Origin of the sequence: Glaesserella sp., assembly GCF_041817755.1 — a bacterium.
In the GTDB taxonomy this organism is placed as follows: Bacteria; Pseudomonadota; Gammaproteobacteria; order Enterobacterales; family Pasteurellaceae; genus Glaesserella.
The window spans coordinates 24,995-51,983 of sequence record NZ_JBGYBX010000020.1; the positions used below are offsets into that span (position 1 = coordinate 24,995).

General features: G+C 43.7%; 23 protein-coding genes. 7 read left to right on the forward strand and 16 right to left on the reverse strand.

The genetic code is table 11. From position 1 onward, the window contains the following. Positions 1-28 precede the first annotated feature (28 nt). From ACEYKX_RS01935 to frdA, 5 genes are all read right to left on the reverse strand, one after another. On the reverse strand, positions 29-643 hold the full coding sequence (locus ACEYKX_RS01935; RefSeq protein WP_373767117.1) for a helix-hairpin-helix domain-containing protein: 615 nt from the start codon (positions 641-643) through the stop codon (positions 29-31). Positions 644-786: 143 nt separating this feature from the next. After that, a complete protein-coding gene (gene frdD, locus ACEYKX_RS01940; protein ID WP_373767116.1) occupies positions 787-1,137 on the reverse strand; it encodes a fumarate reductase subunit FrdD in 351 nt (116 codons plus the stop codon). A gap of 13 nt (positions 1,138-1,150) precedes the next feature. Next, positions 1,151-1,552, reverse strand: coding sequence for a fumarate reductase subunit FrdC (gene frdC, locus ACEYKX_RS01945; RefSeq protein ID WP_373767115.1), 402 nt, complete (start codon positions 1,550-1,552; stop codon positions 1,151-1,153). Positions 1,553-1,562: 10 nt separating this feature from the next. Continuing rightward, the gene (locus ACEYKX_RS01950) at positions 1,563-2,333 is read right to left on the reverse strand and encodes a succinate dehydrogenase/fumarate reductase iron-sulfur subunit (protein ID WP_373767114.1); all 771 of its coding nucleotides are present in this window, start codon (positions 2,331-2,333) and stop codon (positions 1,563-1,565) included. Positions 2,334-2,339: 6 nt separating this feature from the next. Beyond that, positions 2,340-4,130 (reverse strand): fumarate reductase (quinol) flavoprotein subunit, encoded by a 1,791-nt coding sequence (gene frdA / locus ACEYKX_RS01955; protein WP_373767113.1) that lies wholly within the window; start codon positions 4,128-4,130, stop codon positions 2,340-2,342. Positions 4,131-4,523: 393 nt separating this feature from the next. Here frdA and ACEYKX_RS01960 point away from each other — a divergent pair, with 393 nt between their 5' ends. Beyond that, positions 4,524-5,084 carry a DUF5358 domain-containing protein gene (locus tag ACEYKX_RS01960; protein ID WP_373767112.1) on the forward strand — a complete coding sequence of 187 codons (561 nt, stop codon included), beginning with the start codon at positions 4,524-4,526 and terminating at the stop codon, positions 5,082-5,084. 55 nt (positions 5,085-5,139) lie between these two features. Here ACEYKX_RS01960 and ACEYKX_RS01965 read toward each other — a convergent pair whose 3' ends face one another. Next, positions 5,140-5,610 (reverse strand): SgcJ/EcaC family oxidoreductase, encoded by a 471-nt coding sequence (locus tag ACEYKX_RS01965; RefSeq protein ID WP_373767111.1) that lies wholly within the window; start codon positions 5,608-5,610, stop codon positions 5,140-5,142. A gap of 233 nt (positions 5,611-5,843) precedes the next feature. Here ACEYKX_RS01965 and ACEYKX_RS01970 point away from each other — a divergent pair, with 233 nt between their 5' ends. The 3 genes from ACEYKX_RS01970 to ACEYKX_RS01980 all read left to right on the forward strand — a co-directional run bounded on the left by ACEYKX_RS01970 (position 5,844) and on the right by ACEYKX_RS01980 (position 8,413). Next, positions 5,844-6,623, forward strand: coding sequence for a phosphodiester glycosidase family protein (locus tag ACEYKX_RS01970; RefSeq protein WP_373767110.1), 780 nt, complete (start codon positions 5,844-5,846; stop codon positions 6,621-6,623). A 158-nt stretch (positions 6,624-6,781) separates the two neighbouring features. After that, the gene (locus tag ACEYKX_RS01975) at positions 6,782-7,513 is read left to right on the forward strand and encodes an amino acid ABC transporter ATP-binding protein (RefSeq protein ID WP_373767109.1); all 732 of its coding nucleotides are present in this window, start codon (positions 6,782-6,784) and stop codon (positions 7,511-7,513) included. Between the two features lie 54 nt (positions 7,514-7,567). Then, a complete protein-coding gene (locus ACEYKX_RS01980; RefSeq protein WP_373767108.1) occupies positions 7,568-8,413 on the forward strand; it encodes a cysteine ABC transporter substrate-binding protein in 846 nt (281 codons plus the stop codon). A gap of 80 nt (positions 8,414-8,493) precedes the next feature. Here the strand turns inward: ACEYKX_RS01980 and proS are convergent, their stop codons facing one another. After that, positions 8,494-10,209 carry a proline--tRNA ligase gene (gene proS, locus ACEYKX_RS01985; RefSeq protein ID WP_373767107.1) on the reverse strand — a complete coding sequence of 572 codons (1,716 nt, stop codon included), beginning with the start codon at positions 10,207-10,209 and terminating at the stop codon, positions 8,494-8,496. Between the two features lie 341 nt (positions 10,210-10,550). Here proS and acpP point away from each other — a divergent pair, with 341 nt between their 5' ends. The 3 genes from acpP (at position 10,551) to glmS (ending at position 13,581) form a co-directional block, all read left to right on the forward strand. Beyond that, a complete protein-coding gene (gene acpP / locus ACEYKX_RS01990) occupies positions 10,551-10,781 on the forward strand; it encodes an acyl carrier protein (RefSeq protein ID WP_006249478.1) in 231 nt (76 codons plus the stop codon). 134 nt (positions 10,782-10,915) lie between these two features. Continuing rightward, positions 10,916-11,677 (forward strand): DeoR/GlpR family DNA-binding transcription regulator, encoded by a 762-nt coding sequence (locus tag ACEYKX_RS01995; RefSeq protein ID WP_373767106.1) that lies wholly within the window; start codon positions 10,916-10,918, stop codon positions 11,675-11,677. A gap of 71 nt (positions 11,678-11,748) precedes the next feature. Continuing rightward, positions 11,749-13,581, forward strand: coding sequence for a glutamine--fructose-6-phosphate transaminase (isomerizing) (gene glmS / locus ACEYKX_RS02000; RefSeq protein WP_373767105.1), 1,833 nt, complete (start codon positions 11,749-11,751; stop codon positions 13,579-13,581). 77 nt (positions 13,582-13,658) lie between these two features. Here glmS and cysE read toward each other — a convergent pair whose 3' ends face one another. The 9 genes from cysE to rpoB all read right to left on the reverse strand — a co-directional run. Next, on the reverse strand, positions 13,659-14,477 hold the full coding sequence (cysE, locus tag ACEYKX_RS02005; RefSeq protein ID WP_373767104.1) for a serine O-acetyltransferase: 819 nt from the start codon (positions 14,475-14,477) through the stop codon (positions 13,659-13,661). 2 nt (positions 14,478-14,479) lie between these two features. Beyond that, positions 14,480-15,490 carry an NAD(P)H-dependent glycerol-3-phosphate dehydrogenase gene (gpsA, locus tag ACEYKX_RS02010; protein ID WP_373767103.1) on the reverse strand — a complete coding sequence of 337 codons (1,011 nt, stop codon included), beginning with the start codon at positions 15,488-15,490 and terminating at the stop codon, positions 14,480-14,482. A 62-nt stretch (positions 15,491-15,552) separates the two neighbouring features. Next, complete coding sequence (gene secB / locus ACEYKX_RS02015; RefSeq protein WP_373767102.1) at positions 15,553-16,056, reverse strand: protein-export chaperone SecB; 504 nt, start codon at positions 16,054-16,056, stop codon at positions 15,553-15,555. Positions 16,057-16,081: 25 nt separating this feature from the next. Continuing rightward, positions 16,082-16,534 (reverse strand): rhodanese-like domain-containing protein, encoded by a 453-nt coding sequence (locus ACEYKX_RS02020; RefSeq protein WP_373767101.1) that lies wholly within the window; start codon positions 16,532-16,534, stop codon positions 16,082-16,084. Between the two features lie 103 nt (positions 16,535-16,637). Continuing rightward, the gene (gene tig / locus ACEYKX_RS02025) at positions 16,638-17,936 is read right to left on the reverse strand and encodes a trigger factor (protein WP_373767100.1); all 1,299 of its coding nucleotides are present in this window, start codon (positions 17,934-17,936) and stop codon (positions 16,638-16,640) included. Positions 17,937-18,161: 225 nt separating this feature from the next. After that, on the reverse strand, positions 18,162-18,602 hold the full coding sequence (gene lysM, locus ACEYKX_RS02030; RefSeq protein ID WP_373767099.1) for a peptidoglycan-binding protein LysM: 441 nt from the start codon (positions 18,600-18,602) through the stop codon (positions 18,162-18,164). A gap of 301 nt (positions 18,603-18,903) precedes the next feature. Next, positions 18,904-19,671 (reverse strand): factor H binding protein domain-containing protein, encoded by a 768-nt coding sequence (locus ACEYKX_RS02035; protein WP_373767098.1) that lies wholly within the window; start codon positions 19,669-19,671, stop codon positions 18,904-18,906. A 245-nt stretch (positions 19,672-19,916) separates the two neighbouring features. Further along, on the reverse strand, positions 19,917-24,200 hold the full coding sequence (rpoC, locus tag ACEYKX_RS02040; protein WP_373767097.1) for a DNA-directed RNA polymerase subunit beta': 4,284 nt from the start codon (positions 24,198-24,200) through the stop codon (positions 19,917-19,919). A gap of 241 nt (positions 24,201-24,441) precedes the next feature. Further along, positions 24,442-26,989, reverse strand: a 2,548-nt coding sequence (rpoB, locus tag ACEYKX_RS02045) for a DNA-directed RNA polymerase subunit beta (RefSeq protein WP_373780379.1), incomplete at its 5' end; no start/stop codon positions are given.

Sequence of the window (26,989 nt, forward strand, 5' to 3'; positions counted from 1 at the left end):
CTACAAATACTTGTAGCCGTTTGATCAATTAGAAGCTGATTGAAGATTTGATTTTCTCTAATGTTGCTTCACCAACACCTGAGACTTTTGAAAGCTCTTCGATATTTTTAATCTTACCGTTTTTGTTACGGTAATCGATAATGGCTTTTGCTTTGGCTTCACCGATACCGGACAAGGATTGTAAGGTGCTGGCATCCGCCGTATTGATATTGACCTTTCCTTTTCCGGCAACATTTGATTTCGCAGATTTAACATCGTTTTTTACAGAAGCCGCCTTATTGCTTGCCGTATCTTTTGCTGCCGTAACTTTATTTTCACCGGAGGTTTTAGCCGATGCTGCTTTGGTTGATACCGTTTCTTTAGCAGAAGTTACCGCATTGCTTGTTGATGTTTTTGCGGAAGTTGCTTTTGTCATAGCCTGTTCTTTCGCACTGCTTACTGACTTCGTCGCTTTTTCACTTACGCTATTTTTTGCAGAAGAAGCGGCGTCAGTCACGGTTGATTTTGCAGAATTTTTTGCGGAAGTGACCGCTTGCGTTGCACCTTCCTTCACCGTTGTTAACGGTGTCGTCGTTTCCGCAAAAGTGGCTGATGAAACAGCCATCGCAATACCCAATGCCAATAATGATTTTAATGATTTCATCGAAAATCCTCATAAATAAAATGAATGCACATTGTCATGCCAAACATGACAACCCGTGCGCTATAAGACTGAAAATAATAAGAGAAGTTCATAAAAACGAAAAGGCTGTCTCCGAACGGAAACAGCCTTTAGTATTTAAGCAATTATAGATTAATCACGGCAAAAAAGACCAATACACTGTAAAGGCTTGATAATCCGTAGAAAATCACACCGCTTGCCGGTAAATGAATTTTAAAGTCGTGTAATCCGTGGTGAATACGGTGCATCGCACACCACATTGGGAAAATCAGTAAAACTAAAATTGCTAATTTCCCAATCCAGCTGTGTAAAAAATACACTAATTCGGTCATGTTAAATTTATCTATTAAACCGAACGGCAGTAAAAAACCAATGATTAAAATTAACACAGGGTAGAAAATTGCGCTGACGGTTGCGCCTGAACCGAACAGTAACCATACGACCGGCTCATTTGAACGTTTTGGTGCTTCTTTCATTTTCTTCCCTCCGTTACACGTACATTAAAATTAAGATTATAAGGCTGACAACGACAGTTACCACCCATAACCCTAATGTAATGATATTTGGATTAATACGTTCGTTTTTTACGACAATATTTAATACTTTCGGTGTCATGCGATAATAAGTGACCGTATGCAACACCGCCGCTCCCAGTGCGATGATATTTAAAATCACCACAATCGGGTTTTGTAAAAAGTCGATAAAGTGTGCAAAACCCATATGCCCGTTTCCGAGACTGATTACACCATAAAGTAATACTAAACAGAACCAAAGTGTTGGAATTGAAGTCGCTTCACGCGCAATGTAGAGTTTGTAAAAATCTAACTTTTTCCACCAAGTCGGTTTCATTTCACGCACATATTTTTTGCGTTTGCTTGCTGTTGTTGTCATTCTACTCTCCTTACTTTTGCGGTTTTAGCATTGCAAAAACATAATCTTTTGAGCTTTCCACTTTGCCTTGGTTGACTGCCGAAGCCGGGTCCACATGTTTCGGACACACTTCCGAGCAATAGCCGACAAATGTACAACTCCATACCCCGTTCTTACCGTTGATGATCTTCATCCGCTCGGCTTTACCGTTGTCACGGTTATCCAGGTTATAACGGTGTGCGAGAGTCAATGCCGCCGGGCCGACAAATTCCGGATTCAGACCGAATTGCGGGCAAGCCGCATAGCATAAACCGCAGTTAATGCACATTGAGAAGGTACGGTATTTCTCAAGTTGTGCCGGCGTTTGTTTGGTACGGCTTTTCGCCAATTCCGCCGAAGGATGCGGTTTACCGTCCAACTCCGGTGCTTTATTACCGATAATGTACGGTTTAATGCTCTCTAAACTTTCGATAAAGTGGCTTAAATCGACTACCAAATCACGTTCAATCGGGAAGTTTGCCAGCGGTTCGATTCGCATATGACCGCTGTAATCGCGTAAGAACGTTTTACAGGCTAATTTCGGCTTACCGTTAACCATCATCCCGCAAGATCCACAAATTGCCATACGGCAAGACCAGCGGTATGAAAGTTCCGGTTCCAATTCATCCTTGATATAACCAAGCGCATCGAGTAACGAAGTTTGGCTATCATAAGGTACTTCATATTTTGATAAGTACGGTTCGTTATCTTGTTCAGGGTTATAACGAAGTACTTCTACCGTCATTTTATTTGGGTTAGTCATCTTCTGTTACTCCTTTTTTGCGGCTGCAGCTTTTTCTTGCGCTTCGGCTTCTGCACCGTATACGCGTTTAGCAGGTTGTGATTTGGTGATCTTCACGTCGCTGTATTTAATCGTTGGTGCACCGTCGGCGTTGTAGAACGCGAGAGTATGTTTCAAGTAGTTTACATCATCACGCTCTTCATAATCCAAACGTTGGTGCGCACCGCGTGATTCTTTACGTTCTACCGCTGAAGAGGAGATAGATTGCGCCACATCCAAGATATAACCCAACTCGATTTTGTAGAGTAAATCGGTGTTAAAGACACTTGAGCTATCTTTCACTTTGATACGTTTATAACGTTCTTTTAACTCCGCAATTTTCGCTACGGTTTTTTCCATACTGTCTTGTGTACGGTAAATACCACAGCCTTCTTCCATGGAATCACCCATTTCGTTACGGATTTGTGACCAAGATTCTTCACCTTCCTGACGGGCTAGTGCATAAACACGCTCCAGCACGTCCTGCGCTTGTGCATCAATGACCGCTTGATTACGTGTCGTCGCTTCAACGGCACGTTGCGCCGCCATTTCACCGGCCACCTTACCGAAAACAACCAATTCCGCCAATGAGTTAGAACCTAAACGGTTTGCGCCGTGTAAACCGGACGATGCACACTCACCTACGGCAAACAAGCCTTTAATGCAAGTTTCCGCTTTTTGGTCAACTTCAATACCGCCCATGGTATAGTGAACAACCGGGCGAACAGGAATCGGAGCTTTTGCCGGATCAACGCCTTCATACGCTTTGGCTAATTCACAGATAAACGGCAAACGTTCCAACAGGTATTTTTCCCCTAAATGACGAAGGTCAAGATGAACAACATCGACACCTTTCGCCGTTTTTAACGTATTACCTTTACGCCATTCTTGCCAGAACGCTTGAGAAACTTTATCACGCGGACCAAGTTCCATATATTTGTTTTCCGGTTTGCCGACCGGGGTTTCCGGTCCCAAACCATAGTCTTGTAAGTAACGGTAACCGTCTTTATTGACCAAGATACCGCCTTCTCCTCGACAACCTTCGGTCATTAAAATACCGGTATTCGGTAAGCCCGTCGGGTGATATTGTACGAACTCCATATCACGGAGCGGTACGCCATGACGATACGCCATAGATAAACCGTCACCCGTTACGATACCGCCGTTGGTATTGAAACGATAAGCACGGCAACCACCGCCGGTTGCGATAACAACCGCATTGGCATTGATTTGCACGAAAGTCCCTTCCATCATATTCATTGCCACACAACCGCGGGCTTGACCGTCGTCGACTAAAATATCTACCACAAAGTGCTCGTCAAAACGGATAATTTGCGGGTATTTGATAGACGTTTGGAAAAGAGTATGTAATAAATGGAAGCCGGTTTTATCGGCGGCAAACCAAGTCCGCTCGATTTTCATTCCGCCGAAACGACGCACGTTGACATCGCCGTCCGCTTTACGGCTCCAAGGACATCCCCAACGCTCCAATTGCGTCATCTCAACGGGAGAATGTTCTACAAAGTATTCCACAACATCTTGCTCACACAACCAGTCGCCACCGCCTACAGTGTCGTGGAAGTGTTTATCGTACGAGTCTTCTTCTTTTGCCACGGCTGCCGCACCGCCTTCCGCCGCTACCGTATGACTACGCATCGGATAGACCTTTGAAATCAACGCAATTTTTAAGTTAGGATTCGCTTCCGCCGCTGCGATCGCAGCACGTAAACCGCCACCGCCGGCGCCCACAATTGCAACATCTACATTGACAGTTTGCACAATTTCCTCCTCGGAAAGTAAAAATTTATCAACTTAAGGTTAACTTATTCTGCCATTATTTGAGGCACTTTATAATCACTTTTTACAAGTTATTAACATAAATAAATCTATTTTGTGATCTACCTCAAAAAAGTTTTTACACGCTTGAATGAATTGAGAATCGCTCTTATTAAGTTAGTGATTTTGAAGGAAAAAATGATTAAAAACCGCCCTTCGTTGCATCATGACAAGCGGTCTGTTCCGATACAAATTTTACCAAAACAGGTTATCGATATCCCCCTGTTAAATTGCAACAAAAATTAGAGAAAAATATTTTTCATTGTAGGGAGCACTTTATCAAAAGTGCGCTTATTGTTAAAATCGCATCATATTTTTCTTCGTTTTACTTTGATTATGCGCCACAAAGTTCTCTTTTCTTTTATAACCTTATTATTACTTGGTTGTACGTCCGACAAAGCGGAACAACCGTTCCCCGGTGAATTTATCGGCGCCGATTATATTCTTTCCGACAGCGACGCACTACGTTGGCGCATTGCCAGTAAGCAGGCGGAAGAATGCATTTACCCGAATCTGACCCGCATTCAACAACAACATTTTCCGAAAGAAGACGCTTACATTCACGCGCAATACGTTCTCTTTTATCCGTTGGAGAAAATTATTGGCGAAGAGTATGTAAAAATCATCCAAGAAGATGAAAAGTCGATGAATTATGCTCAAATGCAGTTTAAGAAGTTTAAAGATACCAAAGTGAAACCGCTGGATGATGAGGTCTGTGCGACGCTCCGAACGAACGCTAAGGACGACCTTGCCGTGGTAAAAGGGCAATACAAGAACGGAATGATTGAGGAGAACAAAAGTAGCGATGGCACCGCTCAAAATAAAGATAATGTTGCCACGAACGATAACAAATTCTTCTTTGATATCATTAAGTGGGGAGCCGCCTTGTTACTCTAATGCCATAAACGAAAATGCCGTACTCAAGTACGGCATTCGCCATTTTGGCACCCGCTTATTTTTTCTCCGGCATCAACGAAGAATGGTGATGCGTAATTAACCACGCTTTACCGTCCCAGCGATAATTGAAGCTGTAACGTCCGCTATGTTTTTTCCCGGTCTTACCGTAAGTAAAGGTGTATAAGCCGACATCGGACGCCGTATTACAACCGATTTGGATATGACGCTGATCAATCGTTCCGGCCGGTGCATTTGCTAAGAAATGATGGAAATAATCTTCTTTTTCCTCCGCGGTTAACCGCACTTTATTCGATACCGTCGGTAGTAAAACGGAGTCTGCCGCATAATTCGCCACGACTTGCTTCACATCACCACTTTTCAGTGAAGCATTCCAACGATCGAACAGTTGCATAATCTCCTGTTCGGAAACGGCTTTACATTGTTCTGTCGATACCGTATCGGACAATGACGAACATGCCGTGAATAAGGTCGTTGCAGCCAATATGCTGAGCAATTTTACATTCATACTGATTCCCTTCTGATTTAAGTAATTAAGTAAAACACAGATTGCTTTCCGTAAACGGAAGATTCATTCTATAGCCTAAGATCAATCATTATTTGATTCACATCAAAAATATGACCTGCTACTCACAGGTCATACCTCCCATAAGAAAACTCGCACCGAAATCATCTCTGACTAGCCGAAACTTGCCGTTCTGATAATATATCGACTTCTGATTTCTCCATATCACCCATAAAATGACAGCAAAATACACCCGATTTCTGCTCGGACTAGGGCTTTTTACCGGTTTCCTTCCTCACGGCGAAGCAAAATCGGCATGTATCCAAACGACAACGCAAGAGAGTTATATCCACATTGCGCGCATTGATCTCAACTGCCCGACCGTCGAATTAATCGGCACATCACCGACCGATAAAGGCATCAGCGTCTCGGATTTCGCACAAAAAAACCAAACGGATATCGCCGTCAACGCCAATTTTTACCGTAAAGATCTTTCACCCATCGGTTTGGTGATCAGCAACGGAAAAACATGGCATAAATCGCGCGATACCCGTTCGCGCGTCTTTTTTGCCTGTACTACCGACAACAAATGTCTCATCGAAGGAAAAAACCGCCTCAGCAAAACCGATCCGAAATGGCAAGTGGCCGTCTCCGGCTGGCACTATTTTGAGCAAAAATCCGCTAAGTTTGAATGTGCCGCCAACGATAAAATCGGTTGCAGCCAAGATATTTTCAGCGGTAAGCATCCGAGAACCATGCTCGGTCTGGATGAAAAACGAAACGCACTCTATCTCGTCGTCGTTGAAGGCCGCCAGCTCGGTTTTCGCGGTATGACATTAGACGAATTGGCCGCCTTAGCCGTGCAACTCGATTTAACCAAAGCGATCAACCTGGACGGCGGCGGCAGTTCGACCATGGTCGTCGGCAATCACCGCCTTTCCGCTCTTCCGCTATTACAAAGTAGTGAACGTAAAATCGCCAACCATTTCGGCGTGAAACTGAACGAAAAACCCTGATTGACAAGCGGTCTGTTTCAGCCGTTTTTTTGCAAAAAAGTGACAACATCAGACCGCTTGTATATAACCAATCGAAATAAAAAATAGCTTCTTATCCTTTTCTTTTCTGCCATAAATCCCGCAGAATTTTGTCATTACACTCTCTGGCTTAACGTTCTATGGCATTACTGACTATCCGAAACTTACATAAACGCTACGGCGATACGGTGGCAATTTCCAATCTGAATTTAGATCTGCATAAAGGCGAAGTCGTGGTTATTCTCGGACCTTCCGGCTGCGGAAAAAGCACGCTACTTCGCTGTGTCAACGGATTAGAAGAACATCAAGGCGGTTCCGTTTCCATGGACGGCATTGGTGAATTCGGTAAAACAATCGACTGGGAAACAGCACGCCAAAAGGTCGGAATGGTGTTTCAGAGCTATGAATTATTTGCCCATTTGAATGTGATCGACAACATCCTGCTCGGACCGCTCAAGGTACAAAAACGCAACCGCGCGGAAGCGGAAGCACAAGCGGATAAACTGCTTGAACGTGTCGGTTTATTAGATCGTAAAACGGCGTTCCCCCGCGAACTTTCAGGCGGACAAAAACAGCGAATCGCTATAGTTCGAACACTTTGTATGAATCCTGAAGTAATTTTATTGGATGAAATTACCGCCGCCTTGGATCCGGAAATGGTGCGAGAAGTCTTGGATGTCGTGCTTGAACTTGCCGAGGATGGCATGTCGATGCTGATCGTCACTCACGAAATGGGCTTTGCCGAAAAAGTTGCCGATCGGATCATTTTTATGGATAAAGGCGAAATTATTGAACAAAGCGAACCGCATCAATTCTTCCATCACCCGAAAACAGAGCGGGCGAAACAATTTTTACACGGGATGGATTATTAACAAGCGGTCCGTTTCGTCTCTTTTTTTACAAATCTATGCTGACAGGAGAACCCGATGAAACTCAACATCCTCTTTAAAACGCTACTCACCACGGCAATTGCCGCCTTTGGATTAACCGCCTGCGATAATGCGGGGACGAGCTCAACGAATAACGAAACGACAGCCAAAGACAGCATTGCGCAAATTAAAGAAAAAGGCGTGATTCGTATCGGCGTATTCGGTGATAAACCGCCGTTCGGCTACGTCGATGCCGACGGCAAAAATCAAGGTTTTGATGTCGAAATTGCCAAAGACATCGCCAATGACTTACTCGGTAGCCCCGATAAAGTCGAGTTCGTATTAACCGAAGCGGCAAACCGTGTGGAATATTTAAAATCCAACAAAGTCGATTTGATTTTAGCCAACTTTACTCAAACGCCCGCTCGAGCGGAAGTGGTTGACTTTGCCAGCCCGTATATGAATGTTGCCTTAGGTGTCGTTTCACCGAAAGACGCACCGATTACCGATATTGCCCAATTAAAAGGTAAAACCTTGTTAGTCAATAAAGGGACCACGGCGGATGCCTATTTCACAAAAAATCATCCGGAAATCACCTTGCTTAAATTCGATCAAAATACCGAAACCTTTGATGCGCTAAAAGACGGTCGCGGTGTGGCATTGGCACACGATAACGCGCTACTGTGGGCATGGGCGAAAGAAAATCCGAGCTTCGATGTGGCTATCGGAAATGTCGGTCCTCAAGAATTTATCGCACCGGCGGTACAAAAAGGCAATAAAGCCTTATTGGATTTTGTAAACAACGAAATTGCGGCATTAAAAGCCAACGGCAAATTAAAAGCGGCTTATCAAAAAACCTTAGTGCCGGTTTATGGCGAAAAAGAAGATTTATTGGCGAAATAACATCAAATTTGTAAAATTTCACAAAAAAAGACCGCTTGTAATCACTTACAAGCGGTCTTTTTTAGCTAAAATTTTGCAGATTATGCGTTGATTTGCCCTTTCAAGAAATCCAACAACTGCGCTTTAGCAATCATCTGCTTCTCACCGGTACGGCGGTTTTTATACTCAATTTCGCCGTTTTCAAGGTTTTTCTCACCGATTACCACCATATGCGGTACACCGATTAATTCCATATCGGCAAACATTACGCCCGGGCGTTCTTTACGGTCGTCAAAAATCACATCAACGCCTTGTGAGCGTAAGGTTTTATACAGATCTTCAGCAAAGGCTTGGACGCTTTCAGACTTGTGCATATTCATCGGTACCACCGCAACAGTGAACGGTGCAATCGCATCGGTCGGCCAAATAATTCCGCGTTCATCGTGGTGCTGTTCAATGGCTGCGGCAACAACACGAGTGACTCCGATACCATAGCAACCCATAATCATTGTTTGCGGACGACCATCTTCCCCCTGCACTGTGGCTTTCATCGCTTCAGAGTATTTTGTGCCTAATTGAAAAATATGACCCACTTCGATACCACGCTTAATTAACAAGGTGCCTTTACCGTCCGGGCTTGGATCGCCTTCCACCACATTACGCAAATCAGCGATTTTCGGTAAAGCCACATCACGTTCCCAGTTGATGTTGAAATAGTGTTTACCGTCAATATTCGCTCCTGCACCGAAGTCGCTCATTAGCGCCACGCTTCTATCAATAATCACAGGAATCGCCATATTCACAGGCCCTAACGAACCAACGCCCGCACCGATTTTCGCTTTAATTTCCGCTTCATCGGCAAATTCAAACGGCTCCGCCACTTCTTCGCATTTCACTGCTTTGATTTCATTGAGTTCGTGATCGCCACGGATCACTAATGCCACTAACGGCTGTTCTTCACTTGCACCTTTAACAATTAAGGTTTTTACCGTTTTTTCAATCGGTAGATTGAACTGCTCTACCAATTCTGCAATGGTTTTTGCATTTGGCGTATCAACAAGGGTCATCTCTGCCGTTGGGGCTTGACGCTCGCCGACCGCAATCGCTTCTGCAAGCTCGATATTTGCCGCATAATCTGACTCGGTTGAGAACACCACATCATCTTCACCGCTTTGAGCTAACACCTGAAATTCGTGTGATGCAGAACCGCCGATAGACCCCGTGTCCGCCGCAACCGGACGGAAATCCAAGCCTAAACGAGTGAAAATATTGCTATAGGTTTGGTGCATCACATCATAGGTTTCTTGAAGCGACTCTTTGCTGGTATGGAACGAGTAAGCGTCTTTCATCAAAAATTCACGCCCACGCATTACCCCAAAACGAGGACGCACTTCGTCACGGAATTTGGTTTGAATTTGGTATAGGTTTAACGGAAGTTGTTTATATGAACTCACTTCACGACGCACTAAATCCGTAATCACCTCTTCGTGGGTCGGACCTAATACGAACGGGCGGTCGCCACGATCTTTAAAACGCAGTAACTCAGGGCCGTAATCTTCCCAACGCTCAGATTCAACCCATAAATCCGCCGGTTGCACCACAGGCATTTCTACTTCTAAAGCACCGCTTTTATTCATCTCTTCACGAATAATATTTTCCACTTTTTTCAACACACGCAACCCGGTCGGCAACCAGTTGTACATACCGGAAGCAAGCGGTCGGATCATACCTGCACGCAACATTAGCTGATGGCTGACGACTTGAGCGTCGTTCGGGGTTTCTTTCAAGGTTGAAAAGAGATATTGACTTGTACGCATTTATTTATCCTATTTGTATCAATTCTATAAAACGAAATGGGCGGTATTCTAAAACAAAACCATTGAAAATCCGCAAACTATTTGCGAATTTGCAAAATTTTTATCGGATCTGACCGCTTGTTGCAAAGAAATTCCGATTCAATCAAAAATCCGCTATGGATAAACCGTATTCATAATGTTAGAATTATTCCGCTTTTTCGCTTGCTGAGCGAAACTATTCAGTTCAGGTGTGTGGAAAAGCTGTGCTGGTTTGACCTTCTGTGATAAAGGTTGAATTTAGCCTATTTTTCTTTACACTATTAACTCTCGCATTTAGGCGAATTCACAATAGGAAACAAAAAATGAGCATTGAAGAACGCGTAAAAAAAATCATCGTTGATCAACTTGGCGCTAAAGCGGAAGACGTGAAACCTGAAGCTTCTTTCATCGAAGATTTAGGTGCGGACTCTCTTGATACCGTTGAGTTAGTGATGGCTTTGGAAGAAGAATTCGATATCGAAATTCCGGATGAAGAAGCAGAAAAAATCACGACTGTTCAATCTGCGATTGATTACGTTCAAAACAATCAATAAGATTTATTTTGTAAGAGGCGACTTTAGAGTCGCCTTTTTCTTACCTAAAATTTTTACTTTCCTTTACTTCCCTTTCTTTTTCTTTCTCTATATAATTTGCTTAATTTCGAATCGAAACTTTAAAAAGATAAATAATGTCAAAACGAAACACACAACAACGCCGTCAAATCATTACCAATATGGTGATGGAACAAGGCGAAGTTAGCGTAGAAGATTTAGCCAATTTATTCGACACATCCGAAGTCACTATTCGCAAAGATCTCACCGCTTTAGAAGAAAGCGGTTTTTTATTGCGTCGTTACGGCGGTGCGATCAAATTGCCTTCCGACATTATTGAAGAATCTTCCGAACAACTTTCGAAACAAAAGATTGCCATTGCAAACGAAGCCGCGAATCGAATTCGTGATCACAACCGCATCATTATTGATAGCGGCAGTACGACAAAAGCCTTGGTGAAAACCTTACACCAGCCCGGTTTAGTCGTCATGACTAATTCGCTTAGCTTGGCAAATGAATTAATCACCTTGGAATGCGAACCGACGGTATTGATGACCGGCGGAACTTGGGATGCCCGTTCCGAATCATTTCAAGGGAAAGTTGCCGAACAGGTCTTGCGTTCTTACGATTTTGATCAACTGTTCATTGGCGCTGACGGCATTGATTTAGCGCAAGGTACAACCACATTTAATGAACTTATCGGCTTAAGTCGGGTCATGGCAGAGGTAGCCCGCGAAGTGATTGTGTTGATCGAATCACAAAAAATCGGACGAAAAATGCCGAATATCGAGCTTGAATGGCAACAAATTGATAAATTGATTACCGATAATCAACTTTCTCCGGAAATTCAAAAACAGATTGAATCGAGGGGAGTGGAAGTGATTATTGCAAAATATTAATCGGTTCTCACCGCTTGTAGGGTGAAAGAACAAATCATTTTTCAAATCTAAACAAATAGGAAAGCAAACTTATGTGTGGAATTGTAGGTGCAGTAGCACAACGTGATGTCGCAGAAATCTTAGTTGATGGTTTACACCGTTTGGAATATCGTGGTTACGATTCAGCCGGTGTTGCTGTATTAGGCAAAGACAACGAATTACAAATCGTTCGTCGTGTCGGTAAAGTAAAAGCATTGGATGAAGCGATCGAAGAAAACCCAATCATTGGAGGAACCGGTATTGCGCATACCCGTTGGGCAACCCACGGCGAACCGTCCGAAACCAATGCTCACCCGCACCGTTCGGGTAAAATTGCCGTCGTCCATAACGGAATTATCGAAAACTATGAAGAACTTCGTGAAGAGCTTCAAGCCCGTGGCTATGTTTTCCAATCTCAAACCGACACGGAAGTTATCGCGCATTTAGTTGAATGGGAACTTCGTTCATCTAAATCATTACTTGAAGCGGTACAAAAAACCGTCGTTCAGCTACGCGGTGCATACGGTACTGTCGTCATGAACCAAGAAGAACCGGAACATTTGGTTGTTGCACGTTCGGGCAGCCCGTTAGTTATCGGCTTAGGTGTCGGCGAAAACTTCTTAGCATCCGACCCGCTTGCGCTCTTAAGCGTAACCCGCCGTTTTATCTACCTTGAAGAAGGTGATGTGGCGGAAATTACCCGCCGTAAAGTGACTATTCTCGATCGACTCGGCAACCCGGTTAAACGTGAAATCCATGAAGGTAACTTTGAATCCGATGCGGCGGATAAAGGTCAATATCGCCACTACATGCAAAAAGAAATTTTCGAACAGCCTGTAGCGATTATGAATACCTTAGAAGGTCGTATCACCAACGGTAAAGTGAACATTGAAGCCATCAGCAACAATGCAGAAGCCGTTTTGAAAAATGTAGAGCATATTCAGATTGTAGCTTGCGGTACTTCATACAATGCCGGTATGGTTGCCCGTTACTGGTTTGAATCCGTTGCAGGCGTGGCATGCGATGTGGAAATCGCCTCTGAGTTCCGTTATCGTAAATTCGTTACCCGTCCGAATAGCTTGTTAGTAACTATTTCACAGTCAGGTGAAACTGCCGATACCCTTGCAGCATTACGTTTAGCCAAAGAATCCGGTTTCATGGCGGCAATGACCATCTGTAACGTAGCAAGTTCATCACTGGTGCGTGAATCGGATTTTGCTTTTATGACCCGTGCAGGCGTAGAGGTGGGTGTTGCTTCAACCAAAGCATTCACAACCCAATTAACGTGTTTATTGCTTTTGACTGCCGCTTTGGGCCGCTTAAAAGGTAATTTGTCGCCAGATCAAGAAGCGGATATCATTAAATCACTACAACGTTTACCGGCGCAAATCGAAAGTGCGCTAGTGTTTGATAAAGATATCGAAAAATTATCTGAAGACTTTGCGGAAAAACACCATACTTTATTCTTAGGTCGTGGTGAGTTCTACCCGATTGCCATGGAATCTGCGTTGAAATTAAAAGAAATTTCATATATTCACGCAGAGGCTTATGCCGCAGGCGAATTAAAACACGGTCCGTTGGCACTGATCGATAATGATATGCCGGTAATTGTTGTGGCACCGGAAAACGATTTATTGGAAAAAGTAAAATCCAATATTGAAGAAGTTCGTGCCCGCGGCGGTCAAATGTACGTATTTGCCGATAGCGAAGCCGGCTTTAGCGCACAAGAAGGATTTAAAATCATTACCTTCCCTAAAGTCGATCATATCACTGCACCGATCTTTTATGCCGTACCGTTACAATTGTTGTCATACCATGTGGCATTAATCAAAGGAACGGATGTTGACCAACCAAGAAACTTGGCAAAATCCGTGACCGTAGAATAAGAAGTTTACGCCAACAAAAAAACCGTCCGGAAAAAAACGAACGGTTTTTTTATGTCTATCCTCTTCTCCAAGCAGTTTTAAATCCCATCTCCGTTTAGCCCTTCATGGGCATCATCGAAGTATTGATTCATCTCAAAGGCCGGTTTTTGATCTTGCGATTGTCCGATAATTCGAGCCGGTACCCCCGCTGCCGTTGCATATTCGGGGACAGCTTGGAGCACAACGGAATTCGCACCGATTTTGGAATAACGCCCGATTTCAATATTACCCAAAATTTTGGCCCCGGCACCGATCATCACGCCTTCACGAATTTTCGGGTGACGATCACCGTGTTCTTTACCGGTTCCACCGAGTGTCACGCCTTGCAGGATAGAAACATCGTTTTCAATCACCGCAGTTTCACCGACCACAATCCCCGTGGCATGATCCAACATAATTCCGCAACCGACGCGGGCTGCCGGATGAATATCCACATCAAACGCAACGGAAATTTCATTTTGCAGATAAATTGCCAAGGCTTTTCGACCTTGTTTCCATAAATAATGCGTCACCCGATAGCTTTGCAATGCGTGAAAGCCTTTAAGATAAAGCAGTGATGTGCTCCATTTGTCAACCGCCGGATCGCGTGTCCGTACCGCATCAATATCGCATGCTGCGCTATAAATGATGTTCGGATCCGCATGATAAGCCTCTTCAATAATTTCTTTCAGCGCTATAGCCGGCATAATCGGATTGGAAAGTTTGTTCGCCAAGATATAACTTAATGCACCGCCTAAATTTTGATGCTTAAGAATGGTAGCATGGAAAAAACTGGCCAGCATCGGTTCGCAGTTTGCCAGCTCTTTGGCTTCATCTCTGATGTTCTGCCAAATTTGGTTCGGTTTTTGTTCTGTCATGCTTATTCTCCCTTACGTTCACGTCCAAGTAGGGTTATCGCCACATCTTTGGCGTGTTTTCCGCAAAACAACATTTGATAAATTTGTTCGACAATTGGCATTTCTACACCTTGATTCCGAGCTAAAAGGTACGCTTCCTTCGTGTTGTAGAATCCTTCAACCACTTGCCCGATTTCCGCCATAGCATCTTCCGCCTTGCGCCCCTGACCGAGCATTAAACCAAACCGACGGTTTCGGGATTGGTTGTCGGTACAAGTCAACACCAAATCCCCCAATCCCGCCATGCCCATAAATGTTGTCGGATTTGCACCTAAAGCGACACCCAAACGGCTGATCTCAGCCAGACCTCGGGTAATTAATGCCGTACGAGCATTCGCACCGAAACCCATGCCGTCGGAAATTCCCGCACCGATTGCAATCACATTCTTAATGGCGCCGCCAAGCTGTACGCCAATCATGTCATTGTTTAAATAGACTCGGAATGCTTTAGAACAATGAATACGTTGCTGCATTTCATCGGCGAACGTCGGATTATCCGATGCAAGGGAAATCGCCGTCGGTAATCCTTGAGCCAACTCTTTTGCAAACGTCGGTCCGGACAGTACTGCAAGCGGGTGGTTTTGGCCTAAAATTTGCAAAACGACATCCTGCAATAATCGTCCCGTATCCCGCTCGAGTCCCTTGGTTGCCCACATGATACGGTGCTCTGCATTCAATAACGGCTGAATTTGCATTAATACATCCGGAAACACATGGCTTGGCACGACAATCAAAATATCTTTTGCTTTACCGAGTGCCTGAGCCAAGTCGCTCTCAATCTCTAGAGCCTCGGGGAAAGCAATATCAGGCAGAAATTCCGGGTTCATGCGGCGTTCTGCCATTTGTGCCATTTTCTGAGGATTGTGTCCCCATAAATAGGTCTTATGACTATTACGGGAAAGAGCAATAGCAAGGGCGGTACCGTAAGAACCGGCGCCCAATACAGTAACGGGAGCTGTATAGTTTTTATCCATATCGAATTTCAGTTAAAAAAATAGGTATGCTTAAGCATACCTATGTTTGTCGAACAACACAATTAGTTCACTGCCGGTGTTTCACCGTTTTCTGCTTGTTGTTGGCGTTCTAAGTAGTCCATAAACAACGCATTAAAGTTGACCGGTGAAAGGTTTAATGCCGGGAAGGTACCGCGGTTTACCAAACTTGCAATTAATTCACGAGCATAAGGGTAAAGAACTTCCGGGCAGGTTGCGGCTAAGCAATGCGCTAATTGAACACCTTCCAGACCTTTTATCGTGAAGACGCCGGCTTGCTTGACTTCGCAAATAAATGCCACATCGTTACTATCTTCTAACGTGGTTTGTACATTGATGTGTAACGCCACTTCATAAGTGTCTTCACTGATTTGCGTCGTTGCGGTATCCAGCTCAAAACTCAGCTGAGGTTTCCACTCTTGTTGAAAAATATGCGGGAGATTCGGCGCTTCGAACGAAACGTCTTTGATATAAATACGTTGAATCTGCATCTCGAACGGAGTTTGTTGTTGCGCTTCCGTTTCAGTCACTTGATTTTCTTCGGCCATGATAAATCCTTACTAATTTGTTGAATTATTTATGTTTTTTAACGAGAGGTAAGTTTGCGGCACGCCAGCCCATAATACCTTCTTTTAAGGCATACACTTTAGTAAAGCCTTGTTTCACCAGCGCATTCGCTAAACCTTGTGCAGTTAATCCGTTGGTATCCACTACAATCACCGGCTTATCTTTATATTTTTCAATAGACTGTGTTTTGTTGGTTTTAATGTCGCTTGGAATTAAATGCAAACTGTCGATAATGTGACCGTGTCTGAACTCTTCATCAGAACGGACATCAATTAATACGGCATCTTCTTTGTTGATCAACTGGGTTGCCTGAGCATTATCGACGATTTTGAATTTGCTCGTTACCCCTTTATATAAGTTGATCACCACTGCAATCAATAGTGCAACCCAAGCCACCACCATAATGGTATGGTTTGCGACAAATTGTTGAAGTTGTTGTGCAAAAGTGAGTTGTTCCATAGGTTTTTTCTCTACATGTTAGTGAATGATGACGGCGATGCTTCGCCAACGGCGTGTGATATAAGGCACGCCAATGCGTGCCCAATAATACCGATTAGAGAAATTAGCCTTGTTGTTGCGCCATCACTTCATCAAATGAAGAGGTTTTTTCAGTGACTTTCGCTTTCGCAAGTACTGCTTCAACCGCTTGTTCTTCTAAAACCACGTTACGAATATTATCGGTTAAACGTGGATTTTTTGCATAGTATTCGATTACTTCTGCCGGTTGTTCGTAAGCTGAAGCCAATTCTGCAATCGTCTCCTTCACACGCTCTTCATCGACTTTTAATTCGTTGGAAGCAATCACTTTTGAGAATAACAAACCGACTTGAACGCGACGTTTTGCATCCGCTTCAAATAATTCCGCCGGTAATTGTGCTGCCATTTCCGGTTTACCGCCGAAACGCTGTACCGCTTGTTGACGCAATACGTCGACTTCTTCCGCTACGGCTGCTGCCGGTACTTCAATGTCATTGTTCGCTAATAATCCGTTGATCACTTGATTTTTCACGCGCGTCGTTAAGGCATTTTTTAGCTCACGTTGCATGTTTTTCTTGATTTCGGCGCGTAGCTCTTCAACCGTTTTCGCCGAACCGAATTTCTTCACGAACTCTTCCGTCAATTCCGGAAGTACGGTGTTTTCAACTTTTTTCAAGGTAATTGCGAATTTTGCCGCTTTACCTTTTAAGTTTTCCGAGTGGTATTCCGCCGGGAAGGTGACATCAATGTCGAATTGCTCACCGGCTTTGTGACCGACGATACCTTCTTCAAAACCCGGGATCATACGGCCTTGTCCCATCGCTAAGACGAAGTCGGAGGCTTTACCGCCTTCAAACTCTTCGCCATCTACTGAGCCAACAAAGTCAATAGTTACACGATCATCTGCTTTTGCAGCTTCAGCTGTTTCTGCAAATGTTGCTTGTTGTTTACGTAACACATCAACCATTTTGTCTAAATCGGCTTCGGTGATCTCAACCACCGGTTTTTCCACTTCGATGTTTTCCAAGCCTTTTAATTCCACTTCCGGGAACACTTCGAAAGTTGCCGTGAAAGAAAAATCTTGACCCGGTTGGTAGTTGTTCGGAGTGAATGTCGGACGACCGGCTAAGTTAATTTTCTCAGCGATAACAGCGTCAAAGAAAGCGCGTTGCATTTCTTCGGATAATACGTCTTGGCGCGCCGCCAAACCGAAACGTTGTTCGATGATTGAATGCGGCACTTTACCTTTACGGAAACCGTCTACACGTGCGTTTTTCGCATAGCCTTTTAATTGTTCTTTGTAGCCCGCTTCGATTTTATCTGCTGCTACGGTGATAGTTGCGCGGCGTTCTAAGCCTTGAGTTGTTTCGATAGAAAATGACATTCTTAAACCTCAATAAAATTTAAAGGGATTCGGTATATAAAATACGGACAAAAATAGAGGGAAATTGTAACGATCTAGACTGATTCTGTCGAGAGTTAAGCGAATTATTCATGGTTATTTCCGCAAGATTTTATGTAAAAAGGAGAAATAATGCGGATTTTGCAAAAAAGGAAAGGGAACCGACCGCTTGCAAGCGGTCTGATTCCCTCTTTATTTTGCAAATAGTTATAAGCTTTTCGGAATACGAATTTTTTGTCCCGGGAAGATTTTATCTTCATGTTTGATCACTTCTTTGTTCGCGTCCACGATCGCTTTATATTTTGCGCCGTTACCGTAGGCTTTTTCAGCAATTTTCCAAAGCGTGTCACCTTTTTGGATCACGTAGAATTCATCGTCACCGGCGATTTGACCGTCTTTGATCACCACATCATCGATATTGACATTATTGATGCCGGCAACGTTACCCGCCATTAAAATCGCTTTTTCAATCGCAACGGCCGTTGATGCCGCACCGGTAATTTTTGCCGTACCGTTTTCAACCGTCACATTTAAGTTTTCAATACCCGGATTATCTTCCGCAATATGATCGGTTACGGCTTTTGACGCGTCTTCCTCTTTATTAAATAATTTTTTACCGATATCGGCGGCAAAATCGAATAAACCCATAATTCAAGTCCTCTTATAATGAAAATAATATAATAATCAGATCGACAAGCAATCTTTTGTTAGAGTAGCGTATTATTGAGAAGTTCAAAAGCAGAAACTGTAACAAGCGGTCAGATTTCTCTAAAAATTTACCGCCTTTCAATGAAAAACCCCGAACTTTTCAGCTTAGGGCGGTTTCATTTTTAGCGGTCGACGATAAGCAGAAAATCAGATGTAGCTCGACCGCAAGCTTCTCGTTGGGCTTGCTCAAGCACCAGCAAAAACACCTATGCTATCCCTCCTACCATGAACTCAATTTTAATTATTGCTTTTCACCCGCAAAAATCGCATAGGGATCTTGGTTATATGATTTTAATAATGTACCAACAACTTCTTCAGCATTTGGTCCTGTAAAACTGCCAACATAGTATCCTGCGTTACTCGTTGTTCCTCGAAACATCGTTGCATCAAAGGTCTGATTTTTTCCTGTAAACTGACCTCTGTAGAAGTTTCCTTGTCTTAAAACAATATCGGATAATGCTACGCCATTATCTTGTTTAAGAGCATAAATTTTTCCATTTACACTTTTTGTATCAAAATCAGCCACTAACGTTAATTTACCTTGGTTATCCAGCCCAATAGAATGTCCCTGATAGGTATATTTTCCTTGTTTTGGCATATTTTCGTTTGAAGTAGGCAGTCCCATAATATTAGCTGTTTTAGCTACCCCAGAATCACCTAAATTATAAATCGCCGTCGTTGCAGAATAAGCTTGATTAATCCCCTTTAAATACTCTGTAACATTATCAACTGTAAACGATTCTCGAATAATGCCTTTAGGATGATTGGCCAATACAATTTCTTTTATCACTTTATCATTACTATCAATAATGGTGACTTTTTTAGCTTCCTTTACAAAATCTTTATATGTATCCGTAACATAAACAATAGAGGGTTGTGGGTTGCTGTCTGTCGGAGTTACTTGAGTTCCCGATGCAGACGCGGTTGTTCCACCGCTACCGCCACCTCCGCCACAAGCCGTTAATAATCCTAATGTCAGTATAGTATAAGAATAACCAAAAACTTTCATATTATTTCTCCTTAAGAACCAAAAATATTAAAATAGAAAAGGAACTCTCCTTTTGGATCAATAAATATAACATTTTTTATTAAACAATAACTTGATAAAAATTAATTTTATTCAATATATTATAATCTATCTGAGTACATCTGTAGCACAAGCGGTTTGATTTACACAATCTTTTGCAAAAAACAAAGCCCCGAACTTTTCGTTCGGGGCTTTTTCCTTTCTAGCACAGGTAGTACTATGCGAGATTACTCATCATCACTTCCATCAAATCCTGCATTTAATAATGCTGCGAGGTTTTGAGTCGCTTCGTCCGCAACGACATTTTGGGTTTCGGCCTCGATCTCTTCTGCGCTCGCAAAAGCAGAGTGCGCTACAGGGGCGTCAAACGTAGCTGCCGGAGCATCAACGGCACGTTTTTTCATACGGCTTTGATGATAGGCAAAACCTGTACCCGCTGGGATTAAACGACCGACGATCACGTTCTCTTTTAAGCCGCGTAATTCGTCACGTTTACCTGCCACTGCAGCTTCGGTAAGCACACGGGTTGTTTCTTGGAACGATGCCGCAGAAATGAAGGATTCTGTTGCAAGTGATGCTTTGGTGATACCAAGCAATTCACGTTCAAATTCCACTTCCGGTTTACCTTCAGCAACACGTTTGCGGTTGGCGATTTTCACACGCGCCACTTCCACTTGTTCGCCTTCTAAGAACTCAGAGTCGTAAGCATTAGTGATCACGGCTTTACGCAACATTTGACGCACGATAACCTCGATGTGCTTGTCGTTAATTTTTACCCCTTGTAAGCGGTAAACTTCTTGTACTTCGTTTACGATGTAATCAGTTACTGCGTGAACACCACGTAAGCGTAAGATGTCGTGTGGCGTTTCTGCACCGTCGGAGATCACATCACCACGTTGTACCATTTCGCCTTCAAACACGTTGAGCTGACGCCATTTTGGAATCATTTCTTCGTGTGTTTCGCCCTCTGCTGGAGTAATTAACAAGCGGCGTTTTCCTTTGGTTTCTTTACCAAATGAAACGATACCTGAAATTTCCGCAAGGATTGCCGGTTCTTTCGGTTTACGTGCTTCAAATAAGTCTGCAACGCGTGGAAGACCACCCGTAATATCCTTAGTCGCTGTAGATTCTTGTGGAATACGTGCTAACGCTTCACCCACAGAGATTTCTGCACCGTCATTTAAGGTAACAATCGCTTTACCTGGTAAGAAGTATTGTGCCGCAACATCAGTGCCTGCGATTAAAATATCGTTGCCTTGTGCATCAACTAATTTTAATGCCGGACGTAAATCTTTACCTGCCGTTGCACGTTCACCCACATCTTGTACTACCACAGATGAAAGACCTGTGAGTTCATCGGTTTGACGTGTTACGGTTAAGCCATCGACAATGTCGCTAAACTTAATGAAACCGCTTACTTCAGAGATGATTGGCATTGTATGTGGATCCCAGTTAGCAACCACTTCGCCTGCATTCACTTCCGCACCGTCTGCTTTTGAAAGCACCGCACCGTAAGGCACTTTATAGTTCTCTTTGGTACGACCGAACGCATCAACCACAGTCAATTCAGTGTTACGAGAAGTTAATACTAACTTGCCATCTTTGTTTGTGACCGATTTCGCATTGGTAAGTTTGATCGTTCCCGAATTTTTCACTTGAATGCTGGATTCTTTTGCTGCCGCAGATGCCGCACCACCGATATGGAACGTACGCATCGTTAACTGTGTACCCGGTTCACCGATTGATTGTGCTGCAATAACACCGATCGCTTCACCTTGGTTGATCAAGTGACCACGAGCAAGGTCACGACCGTAACATTTTGCACACACGCCGAAGTCAGTGTTACAGGTTACGACTGAGCGAACTTTGATCACATCAACAGATTCACGGTCAATCACATCACACCATTTTTCATCAATTAAGGTGTTGCGTGGGATTAACACTTCTTCTGAACCTGGTTTTAAGACATCTTCAGCTACCACACGACCTAATACACGATCACGCAATGCTTCTTTTACGTCACCACCTTCGATAAGTGGAGTCATCACGATACCTTCGTGCGTACCACAGTCATCTTCTACAATCACTAAGTCTTGTGCCACATCAACTAAACGACGGGTTAAGTAACCTGAGTTTGCTGTTTTTAATGCGGTATCCGCAAGACCTTTACGCGCACCGTGGGTTGAAATAAAGTATTGAAGAACGTTCAAACCTTCACGGAAGTTTGCGGTAATTGGGGTTTCGATGATCGAACCGTCTGGACGAGCCATCAAGCCACGCATACCTGCTAACTGACGAATCTGAGCTGCAGAACCACGTGCACCAGAGTCTGCCATCATAAAGATGCTGTTAAATGATGCTTGTTTTTCTGGATTACCTTCACGGTTTAATACTTCTTCCGTTGATAAGTTTTCCATCATCGCTTTCGCAACACGTTCGTTTGCAGCCGCCCAAATATCGATCACTTTGTTATAACGCTCACCGGCAGTTACAAGACCTGAGTTGAACTGTTCTTGGATTTCTGCAACTTCTTCTTCAGCAGCTGAAATAATTTCATATTTCTGTGCTGGGATCACCATATCATCAATACCAACAGATGAACCGGAACGTGCCGCATATGCAAAACCTGTGTACATAATTTGGTCAGCGAATACAACTGATTCTTTCAAACCTAAACGGCGGTAGCTTTCGTTGATTAATTTTGAAATCGCTTTTTTGCCTAAAGTTTGGTTGAACAGTTTAAACGGCATACCTTTTGGTGAAATCATCCATAGGATTGCACGACCGATAGTGGTATCGACTAAGCTGGTTGTTGCTTCAAACTCACCGCTTGCGTTTTTCTCATATTCAGTAATACGCACTTTAACACGAGAGTGTAATTCCGCTTGACCTGTACGGTATGCTTTTTCTGCTTCACGTGGGTCAAGGAAGTACATTCCTTCACCTTTACCGTTTACTTTCTCACGGGTCATATAGTAAAGACCTAATACAACGTCCTGAGATGGTACGATAATCGGATCACCGTTTGCCGGTGAAAGTACGTTGTTGGTAGACATCATTAACGCTCGAGCTTCTAACTGTGCTTCAAGCGTTAATGGCACGTGTACCGCCATTTGGTCACCATCGAAGTCCGCGTTGAACGCCGCACACACAAGTGGGTGTAACTGGATCGCTTTACCTTCAATCAACAACGGTTCAAACGCTTGGATACCCAAACGGTGAAGTGTTGGTGCACGGTTAAGCAGGATCGGGTGTTCACGGATAACTTCAGCAAGAATATCCCATACAATCGGATCTTCACGCTCTACCATTTTCTTCGCCGCTTTGATCGTTGAAGCAATGCCACGGCTTTCTAATTTAGAGTAGATAAACGGACGGAATAATTCCAACGCCATTTTTTTCGGTAAACCACATTGGTGTAAGCGTAGGTATGGACCTACGGTGATTACTGAACGACCAGAGTAATCTACACGTTTACCTAATAAGTTCTGACGGAAACGACCTTGTTTACCTTTGATCATATCCGCAAGTGATTTTAATGGACGTTTGTTAGAACCCGTAATTGCACGACCACGACGACCGTTATCTAATAACGCATCAACCGATTCTTGTAACATACGTTTTTCGTTACGCACGATAATATCCGGTGCGATTAAGTCTAAAAGACGTTTTAAACGGTTGTTACGGTTAATAACACGGCGATATAAATCGTTCAGATCCGATGTCGCAAAACGACCGCCATCAAGCGGAACTAATGGACGAAGATCCGGCGGAAGTACAGGTAATACCGTCATTACCATCCATTCAGGTTTGTTGCCTGATTGAATGAATGCTTCAAGTAATTTTAAGCGTTTAGTGATTTTTTTGCGTTTGGTTTCTGAGTTGGTTTCTTGTAACTCTTCACGCAACATTTCACATTGATGTTCTAAATCTAAGTCTTTGAGTAACGCTTGGATACCTTCTGCACCCATTTTCGCTTCAAACTCGTCGCCCCAACGCTCTTCTGCGTCTAAGAACTGTTCTTCGGTTAATAACTGATTTTTCTCTAAATCAGTCATACCCGGTTCGATAACGACATAGCTTTCAAAATAAAGCACACGTTCAATATCACGTAACGGCATATCAAGGATTAAGCCGATACGGGACGGAAGTGATTTTAAGAACCAAATGTGTGCCACCGGGCAAGCCAGTTCAATGTGTCCCATACGGTCACGGCGAACTTTGGTTTGGGTGACTTCAACGCCACATTTTTCACAAATCACACCACGGTGTTTTAAGCGTTTGTATTTACCACAAAGACATTCGTAATCTTTTACCGGCCCGAAAATACGCGCACAGAAAAGACCGTCACGTTCAGGTTTGAATGTACGGTAGTTGATGGTTTCTGGTTTTTTGACTTCACCAAACGACCAAGAACGGATTTTGTCTGGTGATGCTAAACCGATTTTAATCACATCGAAATCGTCGTTCGATTTAGATTGTGCTTTTAAAAACTTAACTAAGTCTTTCACGTTTTTGCCCCTAATTTGAGGTTTTTATTCTTGAAATGGTCACCATTTCAACTGAAAATCTTTGGTTGCAAGCGGTCGGTTTTGGCAAATTGTTTGCAAGATTTGACCGCTTGTTGCGTTTTATTACCCCTGCTTAATTCAAATTCGTAGGGGTGGGGTTTATCCCCACCCGATAAATATCAATTCATCTGCGGGCGGGGATAAACCCCGCCCCTACGAAAATTTTTTTGGGGAAAATCAACTACGCTTCGTCCAACTCCATATCGATGGCTAATGCACGAATCTCTTTGGTGATTACGTTAAAGGATTCTGGCATTCCCGGTTCCATATAGTGTGTACCATCCACAATGTTTTTGTACATCTTCGTACGACCGTTTACGTCGTCCGATTTCACCGTGAGCATTTCTTGTAAGGTGTAAGCGGCACCGTATGCTTCTAATGCCCAAACCTCCATCTCACCGAAACGTTGACCACCGAACTGTGCTTTACCGCAGAGTGGTTGTTGGGTAACAAGACTATAAGAACCTGTTGAACGAGCGTGCATTTTGTCATCAACTAAGTGGTTCAATTTGAGCATATACATATAACCTACGGTTACCGGACGCTCAAATTTCTCACCGGTACGTCCGTCATATAAGGTAATTTGACCTGATGTCGGTAAGCCGCCAAGCTCAAGTAAGCCTTTGATCTCGCTCTCGTGTGCACCGTCAAATACCGGTGTTGCAAGCGGTAAGCCTTTGCGTAAGTTTTGTGCTAAACGCATCACTTCTTCATCAGAGAAGGTGCTTAAATCTACGCTTTGCGCTCCGTGACCTAAGTCATACGCTTTTTGGATATATTCGCGTAACTTCGCAATCTCTTGCTGTTGCTTGATCATCTTGTCGATTTGATCACCGATACCACGAGCCGCTAAACCTAAGTGAGTTTCAAGGATCTGACCGATGTTCATACGAGATGGAACGCCCAGCGGATTCAATACGATCTCAACCGGCTGACCGTTTTCGTCATACGGCATATCTTCAACCGGGTTAATTTTTGAGATAACCCCTTTGTTACCGTGACGACCCGCCATTTTATCTCCCGGTTGAATTTGACGTTTCACCGCAAGATACACTTTCACCACTTTTAATACGCCCGGTGCTAAATCGTCCCCTTGAATGATCTTGTTACGTTTGATCTCAAGTTTACGTTCAAACTCTTTGCGTAGTTCTTCGTGCTGTTCTGCAAGCTGTTCAAGTTGGTTTTGTTTTGCTTCATCATCAAGGGTTTGTTCTAACCATTTTTCACGTGCAAGGTTATCTAACGTCGCTTGTGCAATGCCACCTTCAAGTAATAGGTTGCGAACACGAGTGAATAAACCTGCTTCTAAGATCTCTAACTCTTCGGTTAAGTCTTTTTTCGCTTCACGTAATTGAATTTCTTCAATGTCTTTTGCACGTTTGTCTTTTTCTACGCCATCACGGGTAAAGACTTGAACGTCGATAACGGTACCTGATGTGCCGTTTGGTACACGAAGCGAACTATCTTTAACATCTGATGCTTTTTCACCGAAGATCGCACGGAGTAATTTTTCTTCCGGGGTTAATTGGGTTTCACCTTTTGGTGTCACTTTACCCACAAGAATATCACCGCCTTTCACTTCCGCACCGATATATACGATACCTGATTCGTCCAGTTTGCTTAATGCTGACTCACCCACGTTTGGAATGTCTGCCGTGATCTCTTCTGCACCGAGTTTAGTATCACGCGCCACACAAGATAACTCTTGAATGTGGATAGTGGTAAAGCGGTCTTCTTGTACCACGCGCTCAGACACCAACATGGAGTCTTCAAAGTTATAACCATTCCAAGGCATAAATGCTACGCGAATGTTTTGACCTAAAGCTAATTCGCCTAAATCCGTTGAAGGACCGTCTGCCAAAATTTCACCGCGTTCTACCGGCTCGCCCAATTTCACACACGGAATTTGGTTGATACAGGTATTTTGATTTGAACGGGTATATTTGATTAAGTTATAAATATCAATTCCCGCTTCACCGGCAATGGTTTCATCTTCATTGACTTTCACCACGATACGGGACGCATCAACGTATTGGATCACACCGCCACGTTTTGCGACCACCGCCACACCGGAGTCAAGGGCTACCGCTTTCTCAATACCTGTACCGACTAACGGTTTGTCCGCACGTAAGGTTGGCACCGCTTGACGTTGCATGTTCGCCCCCATCAAGGCACGGTTCGCATCGTCGTGCTCAAGGAACGGAATTAACGCTGCCGCAACAGAAACCACTTGTTGTGTGGAAACGTCCATATAATGAACTTCTTCCGGACGATATAAACCGGATTCACCGTGTTCACCGCGCGCCGTAACGTAAGTATCGGTAAAGCGGAAGTTTTCATCTAAGTTAGAGTTCGCCTGTGCGATAACAAAGTTGCCTTCTTCGATTGCCGATAAATATTCGATCTCTTCAGTCACTTGACCGTTCACCACTTTACGATATGGAGTTTCTAAGAAACCGTAGTCATTCGTACGCGCATAGACGGAAAGCGAGTTAATCAAACCGATGTTCGGACCTTCCGGGGTTTCAATCGGACAGACACGACCATAGTGAGTCGCATGAACGTCACGCACCTCAAAGCCGGCACGCTCACGGGTTAAACCGCCCGGACCTAATGCAGAAATACGACGTTTATGCGTGACTTCTGAAAGCGGGTTGTTTTGGTCCATAAATTGCGAAAGTTGTGATGAGCCGAAGAACTCTTTCACTGCCGCAGAAATCGGTTTTGCA

Excerpts from the sequence above, each read along its gene's own strand:
- ACEYKX_RS01935 (WP_373767117.1), bottom strand. The coding sequence starts at position 643 with ATGAAATCATTAAAATCATTATTGGCATTGGGTATTGCGATGGCTGTT.
- frdD (WP_373767116.1), bottom strand. The coding sequence starts at position 1,137 with ATGAAAGAAGCACCAAAACGTTCAAATGAGCCGGTCGTATGGTTACTG.
- frdC (WP_373767115.1), bottom strand. The coding sequence starts at position 1,552 with ATGACAACAACAGCAAGCAAACGCAAAAAATATGTGCGTGAAATGAAA.
- ACEYKX_RS01950 (WP_373767114.1), bottom strand. The coding sequence starts at position 2,333 with ATGACTAACCCAAATAAAATGACGGTAGAAGTACTTCGTTATAACCCT.
- ACEYKX_RS01960 (WP_373767112.1), top strand. The coding sequence starts at position 4,524 with ATGCGCCACAAAGTTCTCTTTTCTTTTATAACCTTATTATTACTTGGT.
- ACEYKX_RS01965 (WP_373767111.1), bottom strand. The coding sequence starts at position 5,610 with ATGAATGTAAAATTGCTCAGCATATTGGCTGCAACGACCTTATTCACG.
- ACEYKX_RS01970 (WP_373767110.1), top strand. The coding sequence starts at position 5,844 with ATGACAGCAAAATACACCCGATTTCTGCTCGGACTAGGGCTTTTTACC.
- ACEYKX_RS01975 (WP_373767109.1), top strand. The coding sequence starts at position 6,782 with ATGGCATTACTGACTATCCGAAACTTACATAAACGCTACGGCGATACG.
- ACEYKX_RS01980 (WP_373767108.1), top strand. The coding sequence starts at position 7,568 with ATGAAACTCAACATCCTCTTTAAAACGCTACTCACCACGGCAATTGCC.
- proS (WP_373767107.1), bottom strand. The coding sequence starts at position 10,209 with ATGCGTACAAGTCAATATCTCTTTTCAACCTTGAAAGAAACCCCGAAC.
- acpP (WP_006249478.1), top strand. The coding sequence starts at position 10,551 with ATGAGCATTGAAGAACGCGTAAAAAAAATCATCGTTGATCAACTTGGC.
- ACEYKX_RS01995 (WP_373767106.1), top strand. The coding sequence starts at position 10,916 with ATGTCAAAACGAAACACACAACAACGCCGTCAAATCATTACCAATATG.
- glmS (WP_373767105.1), top strand. The coding sequence starts at position 11,749 with ATGTGTGGAATTGTAGGTGCAGTAGCACAACGTGATGTCGCAGAAATC.
- cysE (WP_373767104.1), bottom strand. The coding sequence starts at position 14,477 with ATGACAGAACAAAAACCGAACCAAATTTGGCAGAACATCAGAGATGAA.
- gpsA (WP_373767103.1), bottom strand. The coding sequence starts at position 15,490 with ATGGATAAAAACTATACAGCTCCCGTTACTGTATTGGGCGCCGGTTCT.
- secB (WP_373767102.1), bottom strand. The coding sequence starts at position 16,056 with ATGGCCGAAGAAAATCAAGTGACTGAAACGGAAGCGCAACAACAAACT.
- ACEYKX_RS02020 (WP_373767101.1), bottom strand. The coding sequence starts at position 16,534 with ATGGAACAACTCACTTTTGCACAACAACTTCAACAATTTGTCGCAAAC.
- tig (WP_373767100.1), bottom strand. The coding sequence starts at position 17,936 with ATGTCATTTTCTATCGAAACAACTCAAGGCTTAGAACGCCGCGCAACT.
- lysM (WP_373767099.1), bottom strand. The coding sequence starts at position 18,602 with ATGGGTTTATTCGATTTTGCCGCCGATATCGGTAAAAAATTATTTAAT.
- ACEYKX_RS02035 (WP_373767098.1), bottom strand. The coding sequence starts at position 19,671 with ATGAAAGTTTTTGGTTATTCTTATACTATACTGACATTAGGATTATTA.